This is a genomic window from Niallia oryzisoli, assembly GCF_036670025.1.
Classification (GTDB): Bacteria; Bacillota; Bacilli; order Bacillales; family Cytobacillaceae; genus Bacillus_BD; species Bacillus_BD oryzisoli.
On the sequence record NZ_CP137640.1, the window covers coordinates 3,048,023 to 3,073,832 of the forward strand.

Annotated in this window: 32 protein-coding genes, 1 pseudogene and 1 riboswitch; of the genes and pseudogenes, 25 read left to right on the forward strand and 8 right to left on the reverse strand. The window is 38.5% G+C overall.

The window, feature by feature from the left end; translation table 11 throughout:
- Positions 1-143 precede the first annotated feature (143 nt).
- From R4Z09_RS15190 to R4Z09_RS15220, 8 genes and pseudogenes are all read left to right on the forward strand, one after another.
- Positions 144-1,023, forward strand: a pseudogene (locus tag R4Z09_RS15190) (proline iminopeptidase-family hydrolase).
- Positions 1,024-1,186: 163 nt separating this feature from the next.
- Entirely contained in the window at positions 1,187-2,548 is a 1,362-nt protein-coding gene (locus tag R4Z09_RS15195; RefSeq protein ID WP_338453091.1) for a cytochrome ubiquinol oxidase subunit I, read from the forward strand.
- A 14-nt stretch (positions 2,549-2,562) separates the two neighbouring features.
- Complete coding sequence (locus R4Z09_RS15200; protein WP_338453092.1) at positions 2,563-3,600, forward strand: cytochrome d ubiquinol oxidase subunit II; 1,038 nt, start codon at positions 2,563-2,565, stop codon at positions 3,598-3,600.
- A 228-nt stretch (positions 3,601-3,828) separates the two neighbouring features.
- The gene (locus R4Z09_RS15205) at positions 3,829-4,308 is read left to right on the forward strand and encodes a MarR family winged helix-turn-helix transcriptional regulator (RefSeq protein WP_338453093.1); all 480 of its coding nucleotides are present in this window, start codon (positions 3,829-3,831) and stop codon (positions 4,306-4,308) included.
- Positions 4,283-4,831, forward strand: a complete 549-nt coding sequence (locus R4Z09_RS15210; protein WP_338453094.1) for a hypothetical protein — start codon at positions 4,283-4,285, stop codon at positions 4,829-4,831. The genes R4Z09_RS15205 and R4Z09_RS15210 overlap by 26 nt, the downstream gene beginning before the upstream one ends.
- Positions 4,832-4,858: 27 nt before the next feature.
- Positions 4,859-5,311, forward strand: a complete 453-nt coding sequence (locus R4Z09_RS15215; protein ID WP_338453095.1) for a hypothetical protein — start codon at positions 4,859-4,861, stop codon at positions 5,309-5,311.
- A gap of 9 nt (positions 5,312-5,320) precedes the next feature.
- Entirely contained in the window at positions 5,321-5,626 is a 306-nt protein-coding gene (locus R4Z09_RS31100) for a CPBP family intramembrane glutamic endopeptidase (RefSeq protein ID WP_422392303.1), read from the forward strand.
- A gap of 140 nt (positions 5,627-5,766) precedes the next feature.
- Positions 5,767-6,675 (forward strand): hypothetical protein, encoded by a 909-nt coding sequence (locus tag R4Z09_RS15220; protein WP_338453096.1) that lies wholly within the window; start codon positions 5,767-5,769, stop codon positions 6,673-6,675.
- Positions 6,676-6,791: 116 nt separating this feature from the next.
- On the opposite strand, the gene R4Z09_RS15225 is transcribed toward R4Z09_RS15220, so the two are convergent.
- Positions 6,792-7,388 carry a spore coat protein gene (locus R4Z09_RS15225; RefSeq protein WP_338453097.1) on the reverse strand — a complete coding sequence of 199 codons (597 nt, stop codon included), beginning with the start codon at positions 7,386-7,388 and terminating at the stop codon, positions 6,792-6,794.
- A gap of 89 nt (positions 7,389-7,477) precedes the next feature.
- Positions 7,478-8,155: a uracil-DNA glycosylase gene (locus R4Z09_RS15230; protein WP_338453283.1), complete on the reverse strand. Its 678-nt coding sequence runs from the start codon at positions 8,153-8,155 to the stop codon at positions 7,478-7,480.
- 219 nt (positions 8,156-8,374) lie between these two features.
- On the opposite strand from R4Z09_RS15230, the gene R4Z09_RS15235 reads away from it, so the two are divergent.
- Both R4Z09_RS15235 and R4Z09_RS15240 read left to right on the forward strand, forming a co-directional pair.
- On the forward strand, positions 8,375-8,800 hold the full coding sequence (locus R4Z09_RS15235; RefSeq protein ID WP_338453098.1) for a universal stress protein: 426 nt from the start codon (positions 8,375-8,377) through the stop codon (positions 8,798-8,800).
- Positions 8,801-8,988: 188 nt separating this feature from the next.
- A complete protein-coding gene (locus R4Z09_RS15240) occupies positions 8,989-9,891 on the forward strand; it encodes an AEC family transporter (RefSeq protein ID WP_338453099.1) in 903 nt (300 codons plus the stop codon).
- Positions 9,892-9,991: 100 nt separating this feature from the next.
- On the opposite strand, the gene R4Z09_RS15245 is transcribed toward R4Z09_RS15240, so the two are convergent.
- Entirely contained in the window at positions 9,992-11,020 is a 1,029-nt protein-coding gene (locus R4Z09_RS15245) for an endonuclease/exonuclease/phosphatase family protein (protein ID WP_338453100.1), read from the reverse strand.
- A gap of 245 nt (positions 11,021-11,265) precedes the next feature.
- Between R4Z09_RS15245 and purT the strand changes: the two genes are divergently transcribed.
- The gene (gene purT / locus R4Z09_RS15250) at positions 11,266-12,426 is read left to right on the forward strand and encodes a phosphoribosylglycinamide formyltransferase 2 (protein WP_338453101.1); all 1,161 of its coding nucleotides are present in this window, start codon (positions 11,266-11,268) and stop codon (positions 12,424-12,426) included.
- A gap of 79 nt (positions 12,427-12,505) precedes the next feature.
- On the opposite strand, the gene R4Z09_RS15255 is transcribed toward purT, so the two are convergent.
- Positions 12,506-12,739, reverse strand: coding sequence for a hypothetical protein (locus R4Z09_RS15255; RefSeq protein WP_338453102.1), 234 nt, complete (start codon positions 12,737-12,739; stop codon positions 12,506-12,508).
- Positions 12,740-12,966: 227 nt separating this feature from the next.
- Here R4Z09_RS15255 and R4Z09_RS15260 point away from each other — a divergent pair, with 227 nt between their 5' ends.
- Positions 12,967-13,278, forward strand: a complete 312-nt coding sequence (locus tag R4Z09_RS15260) for a hypothetical protein (protein ID WP_338453103.1) — start codon at positions 12,967-12,969, stop codon at positions 13,276-13,278.
- 47 nt (positions 13,279-13,325) lie between these two features.
- On the opposite strand, the gene R4Z09_RS15265 is transcribed toward R4Z09_RS15260, so the two are convergent.
- Positions 13,326-13,778 (reverse strand): YndM family protein, encoded by a 453-nt coding sequence (locus R4Z09_RS15265; RefSeq protein WP_338453104.1) that lies wholly within the window; start codon positions 13,776-13,778, stop codon positions 13,326-13,328.
- 171 nt (positions 13,779-13,949) lie between these two features.
- Between R4Z09_RS15265 and R4Z09_RS15270 the strand changes: the two genes are divergently transcribed.
- Positions 13,950-14,372: a VOC family protein gene (locus R4Z09_RS15270; RefSeq protein ID WP_338453105.1), complete on the forward strand. Its 423-nt coding sequence runs from the start codon at positions 13,950-13,952 to the stop codon at positions 14,370-14,372.
- A 105-nt stretch (positions 14,373-14,477) separates the two neighbouring features.
- Here the strand turns inward: R4Z09_RS15270 and R4Z09_RS15275 are convergent, their stop codons facing one another.
- Entirely contained in the window at positions 14,478-15,374 is an 897-nt protein-coding gene (locus R4Z09_RS15275; RefSeq protein ID WP_338453106.1) for an NAD(P)/FAD-dependent oxidoreductase, read from the reverse strand.
- A complete protein-coding gene (locus R4Z09_RS15280) occupies positions 15,346-15,819 on the reverse strand; it encodes a hypothetical protein (RefSeq protein ID WP_338453107.1) in 474 nt (157 codons plus the stop codon). The genes R4Z09_RS15275 and R4Z09_RS15280 overlap by 29 nt, the downstream gene beginning before the upstream one ends.
- 201 nt (positions 15,820-16,020) lie before the next feature.
- Positions 16,021-16,121, forward strand: a riboswitch (TPP riboswitch).
- Positions 16,122-16,221: 100 nt separating this feature from the next.
- Here R4Z09_RS15280 and R4Z09_RS15285 point away from each other — a divergent pair.
- The 9 genes from R4Z09_RS15285 (at position 16,222) to R4Z09_RS15325 (ending at position 23,584) form a co-directional block, all read left to right on the forward strand.
- Complete coding sequence (locus tag R4Z09_RS15285) at positions 16,222-17,499, forward strand: acetylornithine deacetylase (protein ID WP_338453108.1); 1,278 nt, start codon at positions 16,222-16,224, stop codon at positions 17,497-17,499.
- A 16-nt stretch (positions 17,500-17,515) separates the two neighbouring features.
- Complete coding sequence (tenA, locus tag R4Z09_RS15290) at positions 17,516-18,190, forward strand: thiaminase II (RefSeq protein ID WP_338453109.1); 675 nt, start codon at positions 17,516-17,518, stop codon at positions 18,188-18,190.
- Entirely contained in the window at positions 18,183-18,947 is a 765-nt protein-coding gene (locus tag R4Z09_RS15295; RefSeq protein ID WP_338453110.1) for an ABC transporter ATP-binding protein, read from the forward strand. Before tenA ends, R4Z09_RS15295 begins: the two co-directional genes overlap by 8 nt.
- 5 nt (positions 18,948-18,952) lie before the next feature.
- Positions 18,953-19,696: an ABC transporter permease gene (locus R4Z09_RS15300; protein ID WP_338453284.1), complete on the forward strand. Its 744-nt coding sequence runs from the start codon at positions 18,953-18,955 to the stop codon at positions 19,694-19,696.
- On the forward strand, positions 19,693-20,721 hold the full coding sequence (locus tag R4Z09_RS15305; protein WP_338453111.1) for an ABC transporter substrate-binding protein: 1,029 nt from the start codon (positions 19,693-19,695) through the stop codon (positions 20,719-20,721). The genes R4Z09_RS15300 and R4Z09_RS15305 overlap by 4 nt, the downstream gene beginning before the upstream one ends.
- 196 nt (positions 20,722-20,917) lie before the next feature.
- Entirely contained in the window at positions 20,918-21,775 is an 858-nt protein-coding gene (locus tag R4Z09_RS15310) for a manganese catalase family protein (protein WP_338453112.1), read from the forward strand.
- A 137-nt stretch (positions 21,776-21,912) separates the two neighbouring features.
- On the forward strand, positions 21,913-22,419 hold the full coding sequence (locus R4Z09_RS15315; RefSeq protein ID WP_338453113.1) for a DUF2243 domain-containing protein: 507 nt from the start codon (positions 21,913-21,915) through the stop codon (positions 22,417-22,419).
- Complete coding sequence (locus tag R4Z09_RS15320; RefSeq protein WP_338453114.1) at positions 22,406-23,236, forward strand: cytochrome c oxidase assembly protein; 831 nt, start codon at positions 22,406-22,408, stop codon at positions 23,234-23,236. Before R4Z09_RS15315 ends, R4Z09_RS15320 begins: the two co-directional genes overlap by 14 nt.
- A gap of 9 nt (positions 23,237-23,245) precedes the next feature.
- Entirely contained in the window at positions 23,246-23,584 is a 339-nt protein-coding gene (locus R4Z09_RS15325; protein WP_338453115.1) for a hypothetical protein, read from the forward strand.
- 74 nt (positions 23,585-23,658) lie between these two features.
- Here R4Z09_RS15325 and R4Z09_RS15330 read toward each other — a convergent pair whose 3' ends face one another.
- A complete protein-coding gene (locus R4Z09_RS15330; RefSeq protein ID WP_338453116.1) occupies positions 23,659-24,018 on the reverse strand; it encodes a carboxymuconolactone decarboxylase family protein in 360 nt (119 codons plus the stop codon).
- A 206-nt stretch (positions 24,019-24,224) separates the two neighbouring features.
- Here R4Z09_RS15330 and R4Z09_RS15335 point away from each other — a divergent pair, with 206 nt between their 5' ends.
- The 3 genes from R4Z09_RS15335 to R4Z09_RS15345 all read left to right on the forward strand — a co-directional run bounded on the left by R4Z09_RS15335 (position 24,225) and on the right by R4Z09_RS15345 (position 25,797).
- On the forward strand, positions 24,225-24,503 hold the full coding sequence (locus R4Z09_RS15335) for a transcriptional regulator SplA domain-containing protein (protein WP_338453117.1): 279 nt from the start codon (positions 24,225-24,227) through the stop codon (positions 24,501-24,503).
- Entirely contained in the window at positions 24,481-25,509 is a 1,029-nt protein-coding gene (gene splB, locus R4Z09_RS15340; RefSeq protein WP_338453118.1) for a spore photoproduct lyase, read from the forward strand. Before R4Z09_RS15335 ends, splB begins: the two co-directional genes overlap by 23 nt.
- 114 nt (positions 25,510-25,623) lie before the next feature.
- A complete protein-coding gene (locus R4Z09_RS15345) occupies positions 25,624-25,797 on the forward strand; it encodes an asparagine synthase (RefSeq protein ID WP_338453119.1) in 174 nt (57 codons plus the stop codon).
- Positions 25,798-25,810: the final 13 nt, after the last annotated feature.

The following is a 25,810-nucleotide window of genomic DNA, read 5'->3' on the forward strand; positions in this document are numbered from 1 at the left end:
GAAAGTAAATCCCTTTATATTTAGCTGTGTCAGTTGGACATAAAATAGTCAAGATTAACAGGCAAAAACAACCATGCCGCTTCCAATTTTATTTTTTATGAACAATAATAAAAGTAAGAAAATAGAAGCGAGGTGGAGACGGGATGTCTATAAAAGAAGGATTTATTGCGGTAACAGGTGGGAAGGTGTGGTATCAAATTCATGGCAGCTCAAAACAAAATACGCCCGTTGTGATCTTACATGGAGGTCCTGGTTCTTCCCATTATTCCTTACAAGGATTAAGAATACTGGCAGACGAACGTCCGGTTATTTTTTATGATCAGTTAGGTTGTGGAAAATCTGACCGACCAAACGATACATCCTTATGGAAACTCGATCGCTTTGTCGAAGAACTGGGACAACTGCGTCATGCATTATCTCTTGAAAAAATGCATATTCTTGGTCACTCATGGGGGACAACGTTAGCAGCTTCCTATTACTTCGCTCATCCAGAAGGGATAAAAAGCATCATCTTTTCAAGTCCTTGTTTAAGGTGCGCCGTTGTGGGCAAAGGACCAGGAGGAGAATCGGAAAAAGCTGCCGCTTGATGTTCAACAGACTCTAACTAACTGTGAAGAAAATGATACGACTGACTCAGCAAAATACAAAGCCGCAACTGCCATCTTCAATTCACATTTTGTCTGCAGACTGGATCCAAATCCTGAATTTCTTAAAAAAGGAGCAAACTATAAAAATCCCGACGTGTACCAGATAATGTGGGGTCCTTCAGAGTTTAATGTGACAGGAAATTTGAAAGATTTTGATTGTACCTCCAGATTAAAAAACATTCAGATTCCGAGCCTTTTTACCTGCGGGCGGTACGATGAAGCCACACCAGCATCAACCGAATCCTTTGCTGCTTTAACGCCAAATTCAAAATTTCACGTATTTGAGCAAAGTGCACATATGGCTTATCTGGAAGAACAAGAAGAATATGAAAGAGTAATGAGGGAATTTTTGAAGGCTCAGGATCAATCTTCTTAACAAAATAATCAATTTCAAAAAAGCTAATCGCCATAAAGGAGATTAGCTTTTTTGTCGTAAAACCTTCCTATCTATTCATCCAATAATTTGGAAATAAAATCTATAATTTCTTTTTGTTTGTAAATACTATCATAAGATTCTCCAAACGAAAGGGAAGAATGGAATGGATGATTTAATAATTGAAAGGTCTATGTTTGGAACAACAATGGCCTTTCATATCATTTTTGCAACAATTGGTGTTGGATTGCCATTTATGATTTTAATGGCAGAATTAATGTACCAGAAGACAAAAGACTTCCAATATGCTGTCATGGCTAAGCGCTGGACAAAGGCTTTTGCTGTTTTGCTTGGTGTGGGTATACCAACAGGAACAATCGCCGGAGTTCAGCTTTCCTTGCTATGGCCGGGATTTATGGAAGTGATCGGAAGGGTAATGGCTCTGCCTTTCCAAATTGAAATCTATGCCTTTTTCATTGAAGCTCTTTTTATGTCCATTTACGTTTATGCGGCAGACCGGATTCCTCCATGGATGAGAATTGTAAGTCTTACTTTAGTAGCTATCGGTGCGCTTGGATCAGCGGTATTAATTACAAATGTTCATGCATTTGAAGGAACTCCAGCTGGATTTCGAATTGAGAACGGGGCCATCGTTGATGTGGATCCATGGAAAGCATTTTTTAACCCAAGCTTTTTTGTGACAGCAGGACATGTAGCCCTATCCGCTTACACGACAGGTGCATTTGTCGTTGCTTCGGTTGCGGCATATAAAATGTTAAAAAATAAGGTTGGTTCGAAGCTGTATCTCTTCCATAAAAAAGCATTGATGCTAAGTGTGGTCATTGGCGGAATTTTTTCACTACTTACTGCATTAAATGGACATGAGTCGGCACAGTATTTACATGAATACCAGCCTGAAAAGTTGGCTGCTGCAGAAGGGTTATTTGAAACGCAAACACATGCGCCACTAGCTATTGGCGGGTTTACTGATAGGGAAACACAGGAAGTGAAATGGGCCATTGAAATTCCGTGGGCTTTAAGCTTTCTCGCAGGCAACAGCTTTGATACGAAGGTCATCGGGTTGAATGACTTTCCTGAAGAATGGTGGCCGCCATTGTTTATTCATACCTTATTTAATGTAATGGTTGGAATTGGCTCGCTCCTTATCCTGCTTGCAGTACTAACAATTTTCTGGAGCAAATGGCTAAAAAAGCCGCATTTTCCAAAACTGCTTATGTGGCTTTTAGTCTTATCCGGACCATTAGCCGTTATTGCCATTGAAAGCGGGTGGATTTTTGCTTGCACCGGCAGGCAGCCATGGACCATCTACCACATACTTTCGACAGCGGATTCTGCGACAACAGCAGGAAATCTTGGCGTTCTCTTTACCTTTTTTATAATTGTTTACATTATTTTAGCTGCATCTGTGTTATTTGTCCTGCTTTATTATTTTAAAAGAAATCCAATAGAGGATGATTTACAAAGAGCAGAAACAAAAACCATGCCTTCATTAAATACAAACACGTAAAGGGAGGGGATTTCGTGTCAGATGCAATTATTGCCAGCATCGTTCTTTGGGGTTTTGTGTTTATTTATTCTGTCATGGCAACAATGGATTTTGGTGCCGGTTTTTGGTCGATGGTTTATATTAATCGGACAAAAACCGGTGCAACGAACATCGCCAATCGGTATCTATCTCCAACATGGGAGGTTACCAATACGTTTATTGTTGCGTTAGTGGTTGCGGTATACAGCATGTTTCCCAGTGCAGCATACACCCTTGGTACGATATTGCTCATTCCGGGAAGCATCATACTGTTATTACTAGCACTAAGAAGTGCATTTCTCGTGTTTTCACATATAGCAGAAGAATACAGGAAAATACTGACCTATATTTCCGGAATCGCCGGGATTATATTACCAGCTTTATTAATCAGCGTACTGCCAATTACACACGGAAATTATGTTATTTTTAGTGAAAACAGCCAGACATTGGATTTGGTAAAGTTGTTCACGAGTCCAAATGAGTATGCTTTTATCGGGTTTGCGATCAGCAGTACGTTATTCTTATCCTCTTTGCTGCTTTCAGACTACTCAAAAGTATCAGGTGAATTAGAAGCTTTTCGAATTTATCGGAAGGATGCCATGATAACAGGACCCATTTCACTCGTAATGGGTTTACTCATCATGCTGACATTAAAACAAGAAGCCTATTGGATTTACGAGAAAATGATGAACGATCTTCCTCTTTTGATCCTATCAGTTATTTTTTTCATCATAGGAGGTATTGCCCTTTATTTGCCTTATTTTTCAAAAAATAAAAATCTCGGCATGCCACGGATCGCTGTTATCGCTGTGACACTCCAATATTTATTAGCAAGCTTTGTTTATGGACGGGCTCATTTGCCTTATATGGTATACCCACATGTCACAATTGAATCAGGATTTACAGACCCAAATTCCTTCCATGCCATTTTTGCCAGCTATATTGCGGGATTCGCTATCCTGTTTCCCGGATTTATTTACTTCTGGAAGATGTTTATGCATGACAACCGCTACCTGCAAAAAAAACAACACTAAGAAGCATGTGACACATGCTTCTTTTCCTTTTTATTTATTCAAATAATTCGGATTTCCCCCTTGTAAATCACATTTCCAACAATTACAATATACTTAAGTAAACTTAACTATTAACAAAAATTAACTATTAATCTTTGTTAAGGAAGCATGGGGACGGTTCTTCTGCTTCCAAAATGAAATTAGAAGAATGTCCACCCGCTTTGATTATGAAAGACAGGTGTAAAGAAAATGGATATAAAAAAGCTGTTAGTTGAAGCAAATCAGTATTCTGAGGAAATAAAGCATATTTTTATAAAAGAGTATAAGAAGATCCTAGATGAGCACGACTTATCTTCGAAGCAGTCTTTAGTTTTAAGCATCTTAGAGAAAAAAAAGAAGCTGACCATGAACGAGGTGGCTGACATCATCAATGGAACCGCGAGTGCTGCTAGTCAATTTATTCGAAAATTAGAAAGCAAGCAATACGTGAAAAGGGAAGTAAACAAAGAAAACCGGAGAGAAGTCTTTGTTTCCTTAGATGAAAATGGAGAAAGGTTTTTTCAGGAAATGGATGCTGCAGATGATATGGTTTTTGAGAAATATTTTATGAGGTTACCTGAAGAAGATTTATTAAATTACTTCAATATATTAAAAAAACTCCACGATATTGTTATGACAGAAGTGAACAGAAGGGAGACGAACGATGAATCAAACCTTAATGGATCATAAAGCTTCTGATCAGAACGAAGACTTCCTGTTTACCTATCACAAGGAGTCTGGATATATCGGTTTTGTTTGGGCAATGATTTCGGTTACCGTAATAGAGGCTGCAGGTGTATCATTTCTTCTCTTGAAATGGAGTCCTCTCCTACATTGGATCCATTTGAGTCTATCCATTCTTGTGATTGTATTTCTACTTGCTGATTTAAGGGCAGTAAAGAAAAACCCAATCACACTTAAAAACAACATCCTGTCATTAAAAATTGGCGTTCGACGGACTGTAACTATCCCGATTAAACAAATAAAAGAAATTAGAAAAGGAAACCTCAACTACGAAAACGACCGGAAAAATAAAGAAGTTCTTGATTTATCTTTACTAGGACTGGCAGACCCATCCTTTGAATTAGTTTTAGAAGAACCGACTGAAAATAAGGATTTGTTTGGGAAGACTTGCTTTAAACAACGGATTTTCTTTTCGGTTGATAACCAGCAGTCTTTTTACAACGCTATTATAAAGAAACAACAGGCATAACGATAAGGATCCCCTTGGGAGGAGAAAATGATGACCATTTTTTATTGGATCATAATTGTGTTGCTATTAACCTATGAACCTATTTATGGCTATTTTGATTATCAAAGGTTTAAAGCAAGAGTCCGCAGGTTTCCTAATGAAAGGGTCAAGTATTACTCAAAAGTCATGTTAGGTCTTTGGATTCCAGCTATAGTTATCTTAGGTTTGACCGCTTTCGGTCCGGTAACACTAAAAGACATAGGTCTAAGTGGTATCGCCATTAATACAGCGGCTTTAGGCAAATGGACCACATTCATTTCACTAGGCTTAGCTGTCATCTATCTATTGAGTCTTTGTTATTATATAATCGGCTCTAAAGTCAGCGAAAAAATGCAAAATAATATCGCAGAAATTCAAAAGAAACAATTGGAAGCCAGCACATTTGCCGATATTATGCCCGTTTCAAAAGAAGATAAGAAGGTTTGGACATTTGTATCATGAACTGCTGGAATAACAGAAGAGATCATATACCGCGGTTTTTTAATTTATGCCTTAAGCCAATTATTTCCGGATTTTTCAATTTGGTTTGTCTTGATTATTTCATCCATATTATTTAGCCTCGCCCATACCTACCAGGGATTTCCAAATGTTATCAGAACAACTATTTTCGGTTTTTTCATTGCTGTCTTGTACATTGGATTAGGTTCAATCATCCCACTGATCCTCTTTCACTTCCTTGTTGACTATATAGCAAAAATTGGGGAAATCTCAGAGGAAAAAGCTGAATCCTTTCAATCAATCAATAAGAACCTTTAGACTAAATCCGCTATGGATTTAGTTTTTTTCCTTTAAAGATTTATACACAAAGGAAAAAAACAAATTCATTTTTTAAAACAAAAAAACTTAAATATTCTTACTGGTGATTGCTAATAATTTACCTAGGAGGTGGTTGTCAAATGTTTAATCAATTCAACCAAGGAAACCAACAACAATTTCAACAGTCAACAGGTTTTGGACAATTCAGCGGAGCACATCCTGCTTTCCAACCAGGATTCTCCAATACAAATGTTCAAGAGGTAAGACAGCAAAATGCTCAATCTGCTCAAAATCCATTCGTCGGTAATCAATATCAACAAGTAACATCTCAAGGCAATCTCTTTGGACAATTTAGTGGAACACATCCTGCGTTCCAGCCTGGATTCTCTAATACAAATGTAGAAGAGGTAAGACGGCAAAATGCCCAATCGGCTCAAGGATTTAATGGTTCTGGTTTCCAGCAATCTAGTGGAAGCAGCTTTGGACAATTCAGCGGAACACATCCTGCGTTCCAGCCTGGATTCTCTAACACAAATGTTCAAGAAGTAAGACAACAAAACGCTCAGTCAGCTCAAGGCGGCAGTCAGGTACAAGCTTCCGGCTTCAATCAGTTCGGAGGAGGAACAAGCTTTGGGCAATTTAGCAGTACACATCCTGCGTTCCAGCCTGGATTCTCAAATACAAATGCAGAAGTGGTAAGACAACAAAACGCTCAGTCTGCCCAAGGTGGCAGTCAGGTACAAGCTTCCGGCTTCAACCAATTTGGAGGAGGAGCCAGCAGCTTTGGACAATTCGGTGGAACACATCCTGCGTTCCAGCCTGGATTCTCAAATACAAATGCAGAAGTGGTAAGACAACAAAACGCTCAGTCTGCCCAAGGTGGCAGTCAGGTACAAGCTTCCGGCTTCAACCAGTTCGGAGAAAGCGGTTTTGGACAATTTAGCGGTCTTCAGGCTGCGTTCCAGCCAGGATTCTCTAATACGAATGCAGAAGTGGTAAGACAGCAAAATGCCCAATCGGCACAAGGACAAAATTTTAATACATTTTAATTAGATCAAAAATCCTTAAGTAGGTGTTACATCCCAATCATCCGAATCTTACACTCTACTTAAGGGTTTTTTCTGTCTTTAAAAAAAGAAGGGAAGAACCCTTCTTTTTCAAAAGATCATTGATATAGTTGATTCGGCATAGATGGATTTTGAGCCTGATTCATCGTTTGCATTGTTGGATTTAACGCTTGATTCATCGTTTGCATCGTATGATCAGCTAATTGTGGCACTTGGTAATAGCCTTTTCTATTCATATACTGCCAAACCTCATATGCCATATTATTACAATTAACCGCGCAAGTAATATGTAACTGGCGAAGCTGAGGTTCCCCGCATTCATTTGCCCACTGCATGCCAAAAATCGAACCGGCTTTGTGTGTATTTAAGATAATCGTACCAATGGACATCTCAGAAAGTCTTTGAGCCTGTGGATTTGGCGGGGACATTGCAGGATTATTAAGACCAATTTGCGGCTGATGTTGAATATGCATCCCATATCTAGGCGGATTCATATTGACCCCTTTATTTTGCAGCAAGTTAACAGCCTGTTGATAGGACTGTTCCATTCCTTGAATATGTCGGCTGAGAATGGACTTTAATTCATTGTCATTCGTCATAAATGCACAAACTGCATGAAGTTCAATATTTGCTGCTAACGATCTAATTAACTCCTGTGTCTCTAAAAACTCATGGGCTCCAAAACGATTCATCATAATTGTTTCCTCCTAAAGGTTATTGGCAAACAAAGTTATTTTTACGCAAAACCACCATAAAAATACTACCTTTTTTCCATACGGAAAAACTATTGATTTCTAATCTGCCAATCAATTTCTTCACTCCCAATTTCTCTGAGAAAAGCATTGGTTTGTGAAAAAGGCTTGCTGCCAAAGAAACCTTTATTGGCCGAAAGAGGGCTCGGGTGTGGGGACTTTATAATCAAATGATGCGCTGAAGTAATCAATTTTTGCTTTTGTTGAGCAAATCTTCCCCAAAGAATAAATACAACAGGTGTTTCCCTGCTATTCAATCGTTCGATCACTCTATCTGTGAATAGCTCCCAACCAAGTGCCTTATGTGAATTAGGCTCACCGGCACGCACGGTCAAGACTGCATTAAGCAGTAATACTCCTTGCTCCGACCAATCGACTAGGTCCCCATGATTTGGGATAGTACAGCCCAAATCAGATTGTAATTCCTTATAAATATTTTTTAAAGAAGGAGGGATGCCGACTCCAGGTTTTACAGAAAAACTTAAACCATGAGCCTGTCCAGGACCATGATATGGATCCTGACCAATGATAACCACTTTCGTATCCTTAAATGAAGATATTTTCAAAGCATTATAAATATCATCCTGATCCGGATATACCACCTGTGATTCATATTCCTTAACCAAAACACTTCGCAAATGTTGAAAATAAGACTTCGAAAACTCCTCCTCAAGCAAAAAAGCCCAATCATTTTCCAAAATAGCCATGATAAATACACTCATTTCTTAAAATTACTTCTTGCTCTATTATAATAAAAATTTGGAATCAGAGGGTTCTCATGCTTCCAAATTGATGAATGTTCATTTTCTTATTTCCTTATACAATGTGATAATACAATAATTTCACCGTTTCGTTACATTTTGCATTCAAGTTCAAAGACTTTATTTGGTAAAATAAAAGTATTATGTTGGTTGTTGGAGGGTATTTCAATGTATAATCGAATTTTAGTTGCGCTAGATGGATCACAAACAAGTGAGAAAGCGTTAAAATCTGCACTTCAGTTTGCCAATGAAAGATATTCAAAGGTCGCAGTGATCCATGTTAAAAAGAATATAAACATATATGAAACGATGTCCTCTGAAGTTGTTGATGAGATGTATGCTGAAATGAAACAAGAAGCCGATAAGCTTTTTGATCATGCCCGTGCTCTTGCAGAGGAGTTTGGTATTGAAATTGAAACACATTATGTGATCGGAGAGCCCGCGATTCTAATCGTGAAGATGGCAGAAGAGGGGAATTTCCAGCTAATTGTCATGGGAAGCAGGGGATTAGGAGGCATAAAAGGACTCATGTTAGGCAGTGTCAGCCAAAAAGTATCACAACTGTCCCATTGTCCAGTACTGATCGTTAAGTAGGAAGCAGGGGTTCTCTTGCTTCCTTTTTTTATTGCAGGAAGCAAAAGAACCGTCCCTCTGCTTCCTGTTAGTGAAAACCTTTTGATATTTAAATGGTTGTATGATATATCTAGTATATTATCATTCTATAATTTTGAAGTTTTTTACAATTATTTAGTAACAAAGGAAGTAGAAGGGAGCTTTATTTTGTGGATTTACTTTTAATCGTATTACCGGCATTTCTTATATTTGGGACGGGCTTTATCGGGCAAAAACTGCTAAAGTTGAACGTGAAATCCATCTCAACGATGTCCCTGTATTTAATGCTGCCGTTTTTAACGTTTGATACCTTTTATACGAATGAACTTAACATAGAATATTTTTATATGTTTTTATTTTCACTTTTGCTTGTCCTTATCATTATTGGGATTACAAACCTGTTTGGTAAATGGATGAAGTCAGATAAATCGGAACTGTCTGCTCTGCAATTAGGAACGATTTTTCCCAACAGCGGAAATTATGGTGCCCCGGTTGCCTTGTTTGCCTTTGGAACAGCCGGCTTTGATTATGCAGTCATTATCATGGTCATCCATGCGTTGTTAATCAATACAATCGGGATTTTTATTGCTTCATACGGGAGTGGAAGGTCAACGACCATTAAAGATGCTTTCAAAAGTGTGGTAAAAATGCCTGTTATCTACGGTGTTATACTTGGGATCATTTTTCAGTTAGCACATATTGAATTGCCGCCGACGATTTTGGATGGGATCAATCTTGTAGGTTCAGCCTCCATCCCAACCGTTATGCTTATCCTGGGAATGCAGCTCGCTGAGATTAAATCAGCTAAATTTGATCTTAAATATGTTAATTCCGTAACCATCATCCGTATGATTCTATCGCCGATTATTGCTGTCATTCTCGTCAGCTTTATGCCTGTTAACGACCTAATCCATAAAGTCTTTATTCTATTAGCAGCCATGCCAATTGCAGCGAACACAACCATGCTCGCAGTACAATTTAATGTAAAACCCGATCTGCTATCGTTCACAACCTTAGTTACCACACTGATCAGCTTGCTCACCATCCCCATCACAATCTTTTTCATACGATAGGAAGCAGGGGCGGTTATCTTGTTTCCTTATAAAAAAACCCAAACAGTGGTCTGTTTGGTTTTTTTCATCCAATAGCCTATTTGGAAGCAGAAGAAAAGCCCTATGCTTCCAAATAGGCTATTACTCCAGCGTGGTCGGAGGTCCAAAGGGCTGTTTGCGTTCGGTCTTGTTGTTCAGACCCGATGATTTTGGCAGTAATAGGCTTCCATCCGTTTTTAAAAAGAATGCAATCAATACGTCTGCTTAAGGTAGAAAAGGCGTTTAATAGATCGGGGTCATGACAACAGGTTAAACCTTGACCAAGACCTGCTTCTGTCCAAACATCCTGAAATCCGGCATGGAGAAAATTCCCGTATGTGGTTGGCGGCTTTGCAATTTCATTATTTACATTAAAGTCCCCAAGCATGATGATAGGCAAAGTGGTATTTGCAGGCCCATCAAGCAATTCATTCCCTTGCCTTAGGTTGACTAGCGGAGAAAACGCTTCCAGACGAGTTGTAATAACCCGAAAGATACGACCGTTGAAACTTACATCTATAGCTGACCAACCTCGAAGTTTCTCAAAACTCTGACCGCCAAGTTTTGTTATCAAATTAGTTTTGAAGTTAGCCTCCTGTTTCTTTACAACCGTTAATCCGGATTCTTTTCGAATTAAAATCATATCTCTATCCAAAAGCCTTACGAAGTTTCCTTGACTGGAACGCAGTTGAACTGAAATGTTGTTATTAAGTGCTGCTACATCATACAGTAGTCCATTTTTCTGAAGCTCATCTAACAGCATCCTTGCATAATCAAATGTAACGTGCGGCAAATCAGGAACCATTAACTGCCGAAGCTGCCATCGAGCCGCTTCCTGCAGCCCAATTAGATCGGGTTTCAGCAAAGCAATCTGCTGGGCAATTTTTTTCACACGCTCTGGAAAATTAGTAGCAAGAAATTGCCGATACACTTCCGTAACCCGACGAGGAATTTCTTCAAGTACAGTCGCGGAAAAAAGAGGGGATAAATCCGCACCAATAAATAGATTCCAAGTCATACAGGAAATCGAATTCCGTATATGATCATCCTGATCATTATTAGAAGAGAAGTTATCACCTTCACAATCGCAATCCTTGAGCTTTTCTTCCACTACAATTCACTCTTTTCTATCTAAAGATACATTATATATATTAAATGATTGTCCATCGGGAAACGGCAAATGTATCAGAGGGACGGTTCTCTTGCTTCTTTTTCACATGGTACGAAGATAATTTTTACAATATTTAAGCAGTTAAACCGACAAATAATTGTCGAAAATTAGAATATTTCGCGGTAAAATGTATAGATGGTATACAATAAAGAATCAATAATTAAAAAATCAGGAGAGTGCCCATCATGTACCAAACGAAAAAAGTTTTATTACTGGGTTCAGGTGAACTAGGTAAAGAAGTCATCATTGAAGCCCAACGCCTCGGCATGGAAACTATCGCAGTTGACCGCTATGAGCATGCACCTGCTATGCAGGTCGCACATAGAAGCTATTGTATTGATATGCTTGATCCAGAGAAAGTAAGAGAGGTTGTTGAAAAAGAACAACCCGATTTGATCGTTCCTGAAATTGAAGCCATTGCTACTTCCGAGCTTGTTAAGCTTGAGGAGGAAGGCTTCAGAGTCATTCCTACTGCACGTGCAGCGAAATTGACGATGGACCGTGAAGGAATCCGCAGACTAGCGTCTGAAACACTAAAACTGCCGACGGCTAACTATCAATTTGCAGATACATATGAAGAATTTGTATCAGGTGCCAAAGAGATTGGTTTCCCTTGTGTCATTAAACCAATTATGAGCTCTTCTGGGAAAGGTCAAAGCGTTTGCCGGTCAGAAGAACAATTAGAGGAATGCTGGAACATTGCCATGGAAGGGGGCCGTGTTCAAAACGGACGAGTGATTATTGAAGAATTTATCCGCTTCGATTCAGAAATTACCCTTCTAACTGTTCGCGCCGTGAATGGAACCATGTTCTGCGCACCAATCGGCCATATTCAGAAGGACGGCGACTATATTGAATCATGGCAGCCGCATAACATGACAGAAGAGCAAATCGAAGATGCCAAAAAAATTGCCAAGGCTATTACCGATGAACTTGGCGGTTTCGGAATTTTTGGTGTGGAACTATTCCTTGCTGAAGATAAGGTTTACTTCAGTGAAGTATCACCGCGCCCTCATGACACCGGCTTGGTTACGCTTGTCACACAAAACCTTTCTGAGTTTGCACTTCATGTCCGTGCGATTTTAGGATTTCCAATTCCTGAAATTACTCAGCTGTCACCTGGTGCAAGCAGACCATTAAAGGCAAAAGTAGAAGCGTCTGAATACATGGTAACTGGTTTAGAAGAAGCATTAGCAGTACCAAACACACAGGTTCGAGTATTTGCAAAACCAGTCACAAAAGTCGGCCGCAGAATTGCTGTTGCCTTATCTACTGCTGATACTGTAGAACAGGCAAGAGAATATGCCGGTCAAGCATTGGAAAAGTTACAGATGAAAGAAGACTAAGAAAAGATTAAAACGACCAATTCTTATCGGATTTGGTCGTTTTCTTTATTATATTTATCAAAATGACGGAACCAAACCCTTAACTTTTTTGTCCTATATACGTAAGATATGCTGCACCTAATGCACTCATTGGAAGGAGGATAAATAAACTAAATAACCCCTTTTGTGTTGCTAAGATGATTGACGGTATAACAAAAGCGACTCCGCTCCAAACAAATGCTTTCCATGATTTCTTAAAGAGACCCCAAAACGCTAGGAATATCGAAACAAATATTAATCCCCAAAGAAAGACGGCAACAAATAACAGAACCATCCTGAACTCCCCCTTAGGTAATACCCGGGTATGATTTAAATGATAAAAATAAAAACCATCTTTATTCCTTCTACATTATTCAATCAACCAATTAAATGTGTGGATTGAAAACATGGAAGCTATTTTTCGGCATATAAACATGGATTATACGATATTTATGAAAGAACAAATGGCAAATCGTTTGTAAAGTCTGGTAAAAAGTCGAAGTAAACAGGGGGAATGATTTAATGAAAAAGCATACAAAGAAAGTCATCAGAATCATTGGAATTCTATTGTTTATCAGTATGATTGGTCTCAATTATTGGTTTGACCGCACCCTGAATAACATGACGGAGCTTATTGTGGTTAAAAAAGAAGGCTTGGACATCCAAAAACCGCTAGACGAACAAACAAACCTGTTGGAAACGGAGGAATTTAAAACAGCAGAAGTCAAAAAAATGAAAGGAGAATATGTCACCAGCTACGAACAAATACAAGGAAAAACACTAATTTTCCCAATTGAAATAGGAAACCCTATTCCCCTTGATGCATTAAAATAGGAAGCAGCGTATTTCTACTTATCTGCTTCCTATTTTGAACCATTATTTTATTGATCATTCTTATTTTGGTTCTCGTTTCTAACATCAAGCTCTTCAGAAAACTCCGTTGCAAAACGGTCCCGTCGTGTAACGCTAGGGATATAACTGTCGGCTGAATCGGAAAAAATATGCTTTTTGACATACATATGAAAAATGGCTTCAATAACGGCAATTGAAAAAGCAGAGATTAAAGATGCGGATAAACGATTGACATTTGCATCAATAAACAGAAAACTCATCACCCATAATAGCCCAAACGAAAGAACAAAATCACCAAGAGAGGCCGCAAAATTTCCCATTCTGCGAAGGATGAACATATCACCTATAACATAAGAAACCAAAGTAATAACCAATGACATCATAACAAGTGTAAATAAATCAGCATTGAATATTCCATAGATGGAAAGGACAACCGTTCCAACCGCAGCAAGTTTAATTAATAAGGCCCATAGGTGCTTCATATAAATTCCTCCTAAAATAACCTCCAAAATTCTATTATTAATTTGCCTTATTCCACATTCCTTATACACACAGAAGCCTCCACTTTTTCATGGCCTTATATTGTTCACTAAATGACATGTACAATATTGTGATAGGATATAACTAGTCAAATCGAAACTGGAGGTAAGCTAATGAAACCACGAATTACTGTTATCACATTAGGTGTAGACAACTTGGAAAGATCGCTGACCTTTTATCGTGACGGACTCGGTCTCCCAACAGAAGGAATTGTCGGTAAAGAATTTGAACATGGTGCCGTTGCTTTTTTTGATTTACAGGCAGGACTTAAGCTGGCTATATGGAATCGAAAGGATATCGCTTATGAAGCGAAAGTCAACCTAGCTCAAACAAATTCTACAGAATTTACGCTTGGTCATAATGTAGGAAGCAGGGAGGAAGTAGATATAGTTATGGAACAAGCAAAAAAGGCAGGTGCCATTATAACGGATCCGGCGCACGATACCTTTTGGGGAGGATATTCCGGCCATTTTCAAGACCCCGATGGTCATCTTTGGGAAGTGGTTTGGAACCCACAATGGGAGGTTAATGCATAGGACGGACGAAATTATTTTTAAACAACTTCGAAATAAAGAAGTTGGGCACCACAAATTGACAGTTCGCGTATTTTGTCTTTTTGTGGTGCCCAACACCTTATATTCTTATTTTTTGTTTAAAACCCGTCCGAATGCTTTTCTCAATATTCTAGGTCTCATCAAAAAGGTTATTGGTTTAATCAAATTCATGACCTTTATAAATGAATCGTAAATATCTTGATTTTGTGATGATAAAAGAAAGATTTTTTTTGCATACCATTGCTGGATTGAAAGGCCAAAGGGCTTGTTGCCGGATATACCTGGGTAACGGAAATCTTCAGTAATCACCATGTTCCAAATAGGAGCAATGATTTGGGAAACATTTTTATGGAAACGAGTGATTCTTTCTTGCAGTGGATCATTACCATTGCTAAATATCTTTTGCAATGCGAGTGCTTCTAAAACCGCAATACTCATTCCTTGCCCAAAAACAGGATCTATTCTACAGACTGTATCACCGATTACTAGGAGTCCATTTGGTAATTGATTTACTTTATCAAATCTTTTCCATATGATTTTAGGCACACGAAAAATAGATGTTTCTGATATAGGGGTTCCATTTAAAATTTCGTTATAAATATCTAATTTTGGAAGTCTTTTTGCTAGTTCTAGGAAACCAGTCTCAATCTTTAATGCCTCTTTTTCATTAATGGCTTCCTGATATCCGATCAACGTAACCATATACCGATCACCTTCAACCATAGAGATCGTGCCGCCTACTTTTTCAAAAGGGGGATTAGGATAAACTAATTTAATCTTCCAGTCCCTATTTGTATTTTCTGGGAGTCGAAAAAATTTACTTACATAACTTAAGCCAATATCTACTTCTTCACTAGGAATATGTACTCCTAATTTTTTTAACCAACTTGTTGAAATACTCCCGACACCACTTGCATCTATTATTAAATCTGCCTCTAAGGTTTTTATCACATGATCAGAATCTTGTACCAACACCAAATACACGATTTTCATCCACATCATACAACAAATTCTTTACGGTTTGATTGTAATGAACCGATATATTTGGAATCTTGTTAATATACTTTTCTATATGCCATTCCAAATGTGGGCGTGTTTGCAGTGTTGTTGTATATCCGCCATCATACCGAAGCTTCCAAACCCCATGATGAAACCAAGCGAGATCTTTCGTTGAATTAATCTTTACTGCACCGCTTGCATAGAAGTTTTCGGTGATTCCTGGAAATAATTCTTCTAGTCCATATTGACCAGCATGAAGGAGAGCATGTAAATGTTCACCTTGCCTTGCACCTTTTCTTGGAGAAGGTCCTATTGATTCATTGTCTCTTTCTAAAATCACTACTTCTTTAAAAAAATCAGATAAAACACGCGCGGCTAACTTCCCAGAAATTCCCCCGCCAATAATAACAATTCTTTGATTACTTAACATAAATGTAAACCTGCCTTACTAACTGATTGAAGTTTATTGATATAAATCTATTTAATTAATTAAGCTGTTGTTTCTATTATATTTTTCAAAAAATACATTCTTTCTTCCATCCAATATACCAAAAAGTATAAAAACTTCAATAATAGCTATTGAATTACTGTTTGAATTATGTAACTATATGAATATACAATTTTATAAGAAAAGTAACACTAGGGGTGCTTTAAAAGCTGAGAGAGGTATTGGCCTTAACCCTTGAACCTGCACTAGGTAATGCTAGCGAAGGAAAGTGGTACATCATTTTCGTAATACTGTTATGTATATGAAATAATATGTAATCGAGATAAACCACTTCTTTCACTTGAGAAGTGGTTTTTTTATTGTCACCAGGAGGATGGTTATGCCATGGATAAAAGCTTACAGGAATTGTTAAACCAGGTTGAAGACCGCAAGGAAGAGCTTATTCAATTGTTAGAGCGTTTGATTCGTTATAAAACGCCTGCACCACCTGCTCGAAATACAGAAGAGGCCCAGCAATTTGTCGCCTCATATTTAAAAGAAAAAGGCTTTGAAATCGATCAATGGGACGTATACCCAGGGGATCCAAATGTAGTTGGAGTGTTAAAAGGTACCGATTCAGAGCATTATAAAAGCTTGATTATTAACGGCCATATGGATGCGGCTGAAATCAATGAAGACGAAGAGTGGATAACAGATCCTTTTTCACCGGTCATTCGGGATGGAGCTGTTATTGGCAGAGGGGCTGCTGATATGAAAGGCGGTCTTGCAGGAGCTTTATTTTCCATTCAACTGCTGCATGAAGCAGGTATTCAGCTTCCAGGAGACCTTACTTTTCAATCTGTGATTGGCGAAGAAGTTGGAGAGGCAGGTACTTTGGAATGCTGTAAAAGAGGATATAAGGCCGATTTTGCCGTTGTAGTTGATACTAGTGATTTACATATACAAGGTCAAGGCGGGGTTATTACTGGCTGGATTACGATTAAAAGTAAAAAAACGTTCCATGACGGAACAAGAAAAGACATGACCCATGCTGGCGGAAAGCTGTTTGGTGCGAGCGCTATTGAAAAAATGATGAAAATTATTCAAGGACTGCAAGAACTTGAAAGACATTGGGCAGTGATGAAAAGTTATCCTGGATGTCAGCCAGGTACGAATACCATTAATCCTGCAGTGATCGAAGGGGGAAGGCACGCAGCATTTATTGCAGATGAATGCCGTTTATGGATTACGGTTCACTTTTATCCGAATGAAACGTATGAATCAGTTTCAAAAGAAATTGAGGACCATATTCAAGCCGTTGCCATGGCTGATCCATGGTTAAGGGAAAACCCGCCGATATTTGAATGGGGTGGAACATCCATGATTGAGGACCGCGGTGAAATCTTTCCTTCTTTAGAAGTGGATGCCAATCATCCAGCTGTCAAAACCTTAATGAATGCTCATGAAGGGGTGACAAAAGAAGCTGCAGTTGTCGATGTTTCGCCAACTGTTACTGATGGCGGCTGGTTTGGCGATGCAGGAATTCCCGCTGCCATTTATGGTCCTGGACATCTTCACCATGCACATGCAGTTAATGAACAAATATCTATTGAACAACTATTACAATATACAAAAGTCATTTTGACGTTCATATATCAATGGTGTCATACAAAAAATAGATAACTAGAGGAGTTTAAAAATGAAATTTTCCGAAATTCTACTTGAAAAGCTACAGCCAATTTGGCGAAAAAATCACGCTCATCCATTTGTACAGGAAATGGGAGCAGGAACATTGGATCAAGAAAAGTTCCGTTTTTACATGATTCAGGATTATTTATATTTGATTGACTATGCAAAGCTATTTGCCTTGGGAGCAGTAAAAGCGACTGATTTAGAAGATATGAAGATTTTCTCTGCCTTGCTGCATTCGACCATGAATGAAGAGATGTCCCTTCACCGCCAGTATGCTGCCCGTTTTGGAATATCTGAGGAGGAATTGGAGCATGCAGAGCCTTCTCCGGTTACACTTGCCTATACCCATTACATGCTTCATTCTGCTCAGAACGGAACACTGGCAGAATTAGTGGCTGCACTTCTGCCATGTGCATGGAGCTACTGGGAAATCGGAAAAGAGCTGAGTGAAATTCCTGGCGCAGCCGATCATGAGTTGTACGGGGACTGGATTACCATGTACAGTTCAAAGGAATTTGGCCAGACGGCCGAGTGGAGCATTGATTTACTAGATAAATTGGCTGCAGGAAAGCCCGATCATGAGCTTCTACAGCTTGAAAAAATCTTTTTAAATACCACTCGTTTTGAATATTTATTCTGGGACATGGCTTATCACAAAGAGATGTGGCCGGGCGATGAATAAGCCAGTTTTAGAATTTAATAAAGTAACCTTTAATTATCGTCAAAACCAAGATCCAATCCTGGATCGCATTGATTTACATATCCAAGAGGGGGAATTAGTCAGTATTATTGGTCCCAGCGGTTCAGGAAAAAGTACGATCTTCAGATTAATAACCGGACTGGAGCAGCCTTCAGAGGGAGACATTCTCGTAAACGGAGAAAATAGTATTAATCGTTTAGGTACAGTCGGTTATATGCCGCAGCAGGATTTGTTAATGCCTTGGAGGACCGTATTGGAAAATGCGGTGCTTCCATTAGAAATTAAAGGAATGAAAAAGGAAGAAGCCAAAGTCCGGGTAAAAGAGCTGCTCGAGGACTTTGGTTTAAAAGGCCAAGAAAACGCATTGCCAAGTAATCTATCAGGCGGAATGAGACAGAGAGTATCTTTCCTTAGAACCATCCTAAGCGGATCTAATATTTTATTATTGGACGAGCCATTTAGTGCATTGGATGCCATTACTAGATTATCCATGCAGGAATGGCTGATACAGCAATGGATTAAATGGAAGAAAACAATTTTATTTATCACCCATGATGTAGATGAAGCTCTGTTTTTATCAGACCGAATCTTTGTATTGCAGCAAAAGCCGATTACTATCATTCAAGAGGTTACCATTCCTTTAGGACGGCCGCGTACCATTCGAGATATCAGTAATCCTGAAATTGTTTCGTTAAAGGAACAATTGATTGACCAACTACGAACGAAGGTGAGCATATGAACAGCATGAAATCCTATATGGCATCCACCATGCTTGTATTTGTCCTGATGGTTATTTGGGAGATAGGGGCACGCATTTATAATAAAAGTTTTATCCTGCCGTCACCGACAGATATTTTATGGAAACTATGGGAATTAAAAACGGTATTATTGTTTGAACATCTTCCAGCTACTTTACTAATTATGGTGATTGGTCTTCTTATATCAATCATTATCGGTATTGGCCTTGCTGTATGGATGAATATGAGTAAAATTGCGGAAAAAACCTTTTATCCGTTGATCGTTGCCTCTCAGACCATTCCTACAATCGCGTTAGCACCGATATTTGTTGTTTGGTTTGGTTATTCCATTTGGAGTAAAGTATTTGTAACTTTTTTAATTACCTTTTTCCCTTTAACTGTCAGTACATTTGATGGTCTTCGTTCTTCTAATAAGGATATAAAGGAGCTGCTGCTGACAATGGGAGCCTCCAAAAAGGATATCTTTTTTAAATTAGATGTACCGTCTGCATTGCCTTCCATGTTTTCGGGATTAAAGGTGGCCGTAACGGTTAGTGTAATTGGGGCGGCCATTGGGGAATGGCTAGGCGGAGAAGCAGGTCTCGGTTATTTTAGCCGGAGAATGATGACACAATTTAACGGAGCTGCCGTTTTCGCTCCGATTGTATTACTTTCTATCGTAGGCATTCTTTTATTTTTATTGGTTTCATGGTTAGAAAAAATATGTTTGAGATGGAGAAGAGAAGAATGAAAAAACGTGTAATGATGCTTATAAGTATTGTCTTTGTTTTATTGTTAGCTGCCTGCGGCGGGAATAATGCTTCGCAAAGCTCTGAGGATAGTAAGAATGGAGCAGACAACAAAAAGCTAAAAGAAGTCAGCATTATGCTTGATTGGTATCCAAATGCTGTCCATAGCTATTTATATGTAGCCCAGGAGAAAGGCTATTTTGAAGAAGAGGGGATAAAAGTGGATATACAATTCCCTGCAAACCCTACTGATCCATTAAATCTTGCAGCTGCCGGAAAAGTCACATTAGGTTTATATTATCAGCCTGATGTCATTATTGCCCGTGCAAATGAAAATGTTCCCGTTAAGTCAATTGCTTCCATCGTACGGTCGCCTTTAAATCATGTGGTGTTTGCCGAGGATAGTTCCATTCAATCACCGAAAGATCTAGAAGGGAAGAAAGTAGGCTATCCTGGGATTCCATTAAATGAAGCAATGCTCAAAACAATGGTAACAAAAGATGGCGGTGATATTAATAAAGTCGATATGGTTGATGTAGGATTTGAGTTGAATTCCTCTCTTGTTTCAGAAAATGTAGATGCTGTGATTGGAGCCTATATTAATCACGAAGTTCCTTTACTAAACCAAAATGGATTTAAAACACGCACCTTTAATCCAACTGAATATGGTGTTCCTGCTTATAATGAAATTGTTCTTGTTACAAGTGATGAAACACTGGAAAAAGATAAGGATGCCATTCAAGCTTTTTGGAGAGCAGCAAAAAAAGGCTATGAATTTATGAAAGAAAATCCTGATGATGCACTAAAGATTTTATTAGACAATCAAGATGAAGCAAACTTCCCATTAGATGAAGCTATCGAGAAGGAAAGTCTTCAAGTATTGCTGCCAAAAATGGAGGAAGAAGGATCTGCCTTTGGTTCTCAGGACGAACAGTCATGGGAAGAAACAGCCAACTGGCTTAAGGAAACCGGATTAATTAAATCTGTCCCTAAAGCTAGTGATATGATGATGAATATAGAGGAATAACGAAATATTTTTATAAAAAGCCGATTTTTCTCTTATGAAAAATCGGCTTTTTTACTCATAAAATAGAGCTTCTGGGTTTCAAATTAATAAAAAACTTCCTTTTCAATAAGTTACAAAATCAAATTTTCAAGGATAAGACGATTTTGATAGGAAAAGCTATCTTGGTATCTTACTGATTAGAAGGGGGTAATCTGTCTTGTATTTTTACAAAGAAGACTTAATTAATATCATTGTCCCGGATAAACCGGATCCTGCTGCCGCAAAGGTGCTTCAGGAAACATTGGGCGGCAGATTTGGAGAAATGCGTACGATGATGCAATTTTTCTTTCAAAGCTCAAACTTCCGTGGTAACGCAAAAACGTTCCGCGATCTCATCCGTGGCATTTTTCTCGAAGAAATCAGTCATGTGGAGCTGGTTCAAACGACCATTAATCAACTGTTGAATGGCTCTGGTGAGGAAGCTGTTGGTACAGGCGGAAGTTCTGCTGCACCTTTGGAAGATGCTGTTAAAGAGCACGCAAATCCTCATCATTATATTATGGGCGCACAAAGCTCGCTGCCAGTGGATGCTGGCGGTAATCCATGGACTGGAAACTATGTATACAGCCACGGAAACTTAGTCGCCGATTTATTAGATAACGTTGTATTAGAATCGACAGGTGTTCTCCAAAAAACACGTATTTATGAAATGAGTTCAAATAAAACCTTTAGAGAAACATTAGCTTTTTTAATTGTTCGTGATAATGCCCATCAAAACGCCTTCGCAAAAGCTTTAGAAACTCTTGGGGTTAATTGGGGCAAGATTTTCCCTGTACCGAATTACGACATTAGTAAATATCCAGAATGCCGCAAATATGTAGAAATGGGCTTCCATAATGCCCAATTCAATTTCAGATTAGATGATACTCTGATTGGTCAAATTTTCCAAGGTGAATCACCAAGCAGAGATGACGGGAATCTACAGGTTGTTCCTCCTCCACAAGGTTATCCGATTCCAATACTGCCTGAAATGCCAAATGAACACAGCCCAGGTCTTCATGATTTAAATTCTTAATATTTTTTTTCAAAAGGATGAGCCATTGCGCCTATCCTTTTTTTATACATAATTTATTAACTTTTAATGGTTCATCCTTATTTTGGTTACACTAAGAAATATATGTGAAACTGGTAATATTTTATGGAGTTGATTGAATGGAAGAAAAAACTGTAAAAAAAAATACTGAGCAAAATAACAGCTCTAAGTACTCTTCTCGTAATCTATGGTCGGGATTTCTTTTTGGCATAGGGTCAGTAGCCTTTGTTGATGAAGCGGTATTTCATCAATTATTACACTGGCACCATTTTTATGACAAATCCACAACGAGTATCGGTTTGGTTTCAGATGGTTTCTTCCATGCGTTTAGCTGGTTTGCTACAATCGGTTCTTTATTTATGTTAGCAGATCTTAAGAGATTGAATACTTTTTGGCATGCAAGATGGTGGGGAGGGGTGCTGCTCGGAGGAGGTGCCTTTCAGTTGTACGATGGAACCATCCAGCATAAGCTGATGAAGTTACACCAGATTCGTTATAACGTAGACATTCTCCCGTATGACTTAACCTGGAATATCATCTCCATTCTGATGATTATTGCAAGTGTTGCTCTTATTAAATGTACAAAACAAAAGCAGGGAAAGGCAGTCACAAATGAACATCCATAATCACATTCAGCATGGAAAGGGTTTGCACACAGTTCAAGGAAATGGGGAAGCATTCGAGGTTTTATTAGGATTGTTTTTTGCACTAATCATTGTTAGCTATATCATTGGAGCACTAGTAACAAGTCGACGCTATAAAAAATGGCCGTTGTACCGCAGTTTTTTTTGGATTATAGGTGTATTCTGTGTTGCATCGGTATGCATCGGATCTTTAGCAAACCTCGCTCAATGGGATTTCAAAGCCCATATGCTTACTCATTTACTTCTTGGGATGCTGGCACCGCTCCTTTTCGTATTAGCAGCACCTATGACTCTATTGTTAAGAATACTTAAAGTAACTTCAGCCAGACGTCTTTCGGTTATTCTAAAAAGAAGATACTTTCGCTTTATCATGGACCCGATTGTTGTGTCAATTCTCAATATAGGGGGATTATGGATCCTCTATATAACTGAATTATTTACGATGATGCATCATAATAGCCTTCTTCATTTTTTAATTCATGTCCATGTATTCCTAGCTGGTTATTTCTTTACCTTGTCCATGATTTACATAGAGCCGACACCACATCGAACCAGCTTCGTCTACCGTGCTAGCGTGCTTCTGATTGCATTGACATTCCATTGTATCCTATCAAAATATATTTATGCCCATCCACCAATAGGAGTTCCGACTGTTGATGCAGAAATTGGAGGAATGCTAATGTACTACGGTGGAGACGCGATTGATATTGTAATAATCTTTATACTATGTTATCAGTGGTACAAAGTAGTCAGACCACGGACAGCAGTTACAATAAATAAATTTAAACAGTCTTTATAACAAAGGAAAATGAAAGATTATAAGATGGAGCTTTGGCCTGTACCAATAAAAATTAAACGGAATAAGGAATGGTTAAATATGGAATTGGAATCTGCGCAAACATGTTATTTCACCATGGAGAATGAAACAGGTGGGTTAATCGTAAAAGGAGAACTCATAGGAGAATCGGAAATCTTGTATTTTGATGATCTTAAGTTCAAAGGCATCATTGCTTTGCTCCACTCTATCGATAAACAAAATTTCATTTCTTCAGGAAAAAACGACTTATTTGATCAATACATAAGTGAGATTGAAGAAACGCTATACGGAATGAAGAAATTTAATAAATTCCAGGGAAAAACAATATAACATTGCAGTGAATGAGCAGTACCTTGGTATCACCAGCAGGTACTGCCTATTTGTATTAGTAAAACAAGGACTTACTATTGCATCATTTGATTTAATTCCCGAATACATTCCTGAACGAGGGTTACTCCCTGGCTCATCGAAGCCCCGCCACCAAATGCCGCAGTTACACCGACAGCTTCAAGTATTTCCTGCTCGGAACAGCCTTGATCCAGACAGCCTTTTATATGATAAATGATGCAATACTCATCCTGTGCATGAAGACTAATACCAAGAGCAATTAATTGTTTTTCCCTTTGTGTCAAAGCACCAGCCTTAAAACATTCCTCAGTAAAATCATTAAATTTACTCGCAAACTCAGGCATTTTTTGCGTAAACATTCCAAGTCCTTCTTTGTATTTCAATAATGCAGATTCTGTAGAATTTCCAGCCTCCATTATTTTCAACTCCATTCCTAATGTTTTGACTTACCAAGGTTATTATGAGGTTAAATAAAGAGGTTTAAACGATTCATTATTTGGATAAAAATGGTCACAACTTAACTTTTTACCATTAACAAGTAAACATAATAATCGGAATACAAGGCAAAATTTTAATAATGTAAACCACAACAGTTAATAATTAATTGAAGAAAGGTGATGGAATGGATTTAACCAACGAAAACCAAACCTATCAAGCTGGAGATATTGTATATGTTTTTTATCGAAACCCTCATACCCAAGATGTAGCAAATGTTCAGGCAGCTGCCGTTGTTAATAACCCTGAGAAACCGGGAGAAAAAGCTTTATTTCTATATGAAACCTATTATCCTCTAACAGATGAAACAGCCGTTTATGCAACAGAAGAGGAAGCCAATCAGGCCTATCAGCACTATTTTGGGGATTATAGAGGGGAGTGGAATGATGAAGCCTTTTACTCCTAAGCTTGTCTATTTTGAACCAAAAACATTGGAATATCCCTTGGGTGTCGAACTGAAGGAAAAATTCGAAAAGATGGATGTTGAGATACGTTATACTACTTCTCATAATCAAGTAAGAAATTTACCAGGAGATACAGACCTGCAAAAATACCGCGTAGCCAAATCAACACTGGTCGTAGGAATCCGAAAAACACTGAAATTTGATACATCTAAGCCTTCGGCTGAATATGCCATTCCGTTTGCAACCGGCTGTATGGGCCATTGCCACTATTGTTATTTACAAACTACAATGGGGAGCAAGCCATATATTCGGACTTATGTCAATGTCGAGGAAATCCTGGACGCCGCAGACAAATATATAGAGGAGCGTGCTCCTGAAATCACTCGATTTGAGGCAGCCTGTACCTCTGATATTGTCGGAATTGATCATTTGACACATACATTAAAAAGAGCCATCGAGCATTTTGGGGAGTCTGAATATGGAAAGCTGCGGTTTGTGACCAAATTTCACCATGTCGACCATTTGCTCGATGCCAAGCATAACGGAAAAACAAGATTTCGTTTTAGCGTCAATGCCGATTATGTCATTAAGAATTTCGAGCCTGGAACGTCACCATTAGCAAAACGAATCGAAGCAGCAGGTAAAGTTGCACGTGCCGGTTATCCATTAGGCTTTATCGTTGCACCTATTTATATCCATGAGGGATGGGAGGAAGGTTATTATCATATGTTTGAACGTTTAGATGCTGAATTACCCGAGGATGCGCGCGATGACATCACGTTCGAATTTATCCAACATCGTTTCACAAAACCAGCTAAAAGAGTCATCGAAAAAAACTATCCGATGACAAAATTAGAATTAGACGAAGAAAAACGAAGATATAAATGGGGTAAATATGGAATTGGAAAGTATATTTATCAGAAAGATGAAGAAGAGGATTTGAAAAGTAAGCTTTTCACTTTTATGGAGAAATTTTTTCCTAATGCCAAATTAGAATATTTCACATGAAAGTATTTGTTCACAAACCATTAAATTGCTCTTAACATAGAATAGTTCCGTTTTTAAGGGTCACACTAATAATGGTGAAGTAACACCAACTAACTTCGGGTGGGGGGAGTTTTTATGAATATTCGCGAAGGTCTTATTCCAACGGCTTTAGGTTCAGCTGTAACTGCAACAGGCTATGCCCTAAAACAGAAGCGCGGATCAAATAAAATGGTAGCCAACACCGTTTTTGGCTTTGGATTAGCCCATATCGTGCTGGGTGTCATTGACCTTGCCACACATCGTCGTTAGAACCAAAATAAGA

Bases quoted from the DNA above. Each gene is read 5' to 3' on its own strand.
- R4Z09_RS15195 (WP_338453091.1), top strand. From the start codon at position 1,187: ATGGATGATTTAATAATTGAAAGGTCTATGTTTGGAACAACAATGGCC.
- R4Z09_RS15205 (WP_338453093.1), top strand. From the start codon at position 3,829: ATGGATATAAAAAAGCTGTTAGTTGAAGCAAATCAGTATTCTGAGGAA.
- R4Z09_RS15210 (WP_338453094.1), top strand. From the start codon at position 4,283: ATGAATCAAACCTTAATGGATCATAAAGCTTCTGATCAGAACGAAGAC.
- R4Z09_RS15215 (WP_338453095.1), top strand. From the start codon at position 4,859: ATGATGACCATTTTTTATTGGATCATAATTGTGTTGCTATTAACCTAT.
- R4Z09_RS15220 (WP_338453096.1), top strand. From the start codon at position 5,767: ATGTTTAATCAATTCAACCAAGGAAACCAACAACAATTTCAACAGTCA.
- R4Z09_RS15225 (WP_338453097.1), bottom strand. From the start codon at position 7,388: ATGATGAATCGTTTTGGAGCCCATGAGTTTTTAGAGACACAGGAGTTA.
- R4Z09_RS15235 (WP_338453098.1), top strand. From the start codon at position 8,375: ATGTATAATCGAATTTTAGTTGCGCTAGATGGATCACAAACAAGTGAG.
- purT (WP_338453101.1), top strand. From the start codon at position 11,266: ATGTACCAAACGAAAAAAGTTTTATTACTGGGTTCAGGTGAACTAGGT.
- R4Z09_RS15255 (WP_338453102.1), bottom strand. From the start codon at position 12,739: ATGGTTCTGTTATTTGTTGCCGTCTTTCTTTGGGGATTAATATTTGTT.
- R4Z09_RS15260 (WP_338453103.1), top strand. From the start codon at position 12,967: ATGAAAAAGCATACAAAGAAAGTCATCAGAATCATTGGAATTCTATTG.
- R4Z09_RS15265 (WP_338453104.1), bottom strand. From the start codon at position 13,778: ATGAAGCACCTATGGGCCTTATTAATTAAACTTGCTGCGGTTGGAACG.
- R4Z09_RS15270 (WP_338453105.1), top strand. From the start codon at position 13,950: ATGAAACCACGAATTACTGTTATCACATTAGGTGTAGACAACTTGGAA.
- R4Z09_RS15280 (WP_338453107.1), bottom strand. From the start codon at position 15,819: ATGTTAAGTAATCAAAGAATTGTTATTATTGGCGGGGGAATTTCTGGG.
- R4Z09_RS15285 (WP_338453108.1), top strand. From the start codon at position 16,222: ATGGATAAAAGCTTACAGGAATTGTTAAACCAGGTTGAAGACCGCAAG.
- tenA (WP_338453109.1), top strand. From the start codon at position 17,516: ATGAAATTTTCCGAAATTCTACTTGAAAAGCTACAGCCAATTTGGCGA.
- R4Z09_RS15295 (WP_338453110.1), top strand. From the start codon at position 18,183: ATGAATAAGCCAGTTTTAGAATTTAATAAAGTAACCTTTAATTATCGT.
- R4Z09_RS15300 (WP_338453284.1), top strand. From the start codon at position 18,953: ATGAAATCCTATATGGCATCCACCATGCTTGTATTTGTCCTGATGGTT.
- R4Z09_RS15305 (WP_338453111.1), top strand. From the start codon at position 19,693: ATGAAAAAACGTGTAATGATGCTTATAAGTATTGTCTTTGTTTTATTG.
- R4Z09_RS15315 (WP_338453113.1), top strand. From the start codon at position 21,913: ATGGAAGAAAAAACTGTAAAAAAAAATACTGAGCAAAATAACAGCTCT.
- R4Z09_RS15320 (WP_338453114.1), top strand. From the start codon at position 22,406: ATGAACATCCATAATCACATTCAGCATGGAAAGGGTTTGCACACAGTT.
- R4Z09_RS15325 (WP_338453115.1), top strand. From the start codon at position 23,246: ATGAAAGATTATAAGATGGAGCTTTGGCCTGTACCAATAAAAATTAAA.
- R4Z09_RS15330 (WP_338453116.1), bottom strand. From the start codon at position 24,018: ATGGAGGCTGGAAATTCTACAGAATCTGCATTATTGAAATACAAAGAA.
- R4Z09_RS15335 (WP_338453117.1), top strand. From the start codon at position 24,225: ATGGATTTAACCAACGAAAACCAAACCTATCAAGCTGGAGATATTGTA.
- splB (WP_338453118.1), top strand. From the start codon at position 24,481: ATGATGAAGCCTTTTACTCCTAAGCTTGTCTATTTTGAACCAAAAACA.
- R4Z09_RS15345 (WP_338453119.1), top strand. From the start codon at position 25,624: ATGAATATTCGCGAAGGTCTTATTCCAACGGCTTTAGGTTCAGCTGTA.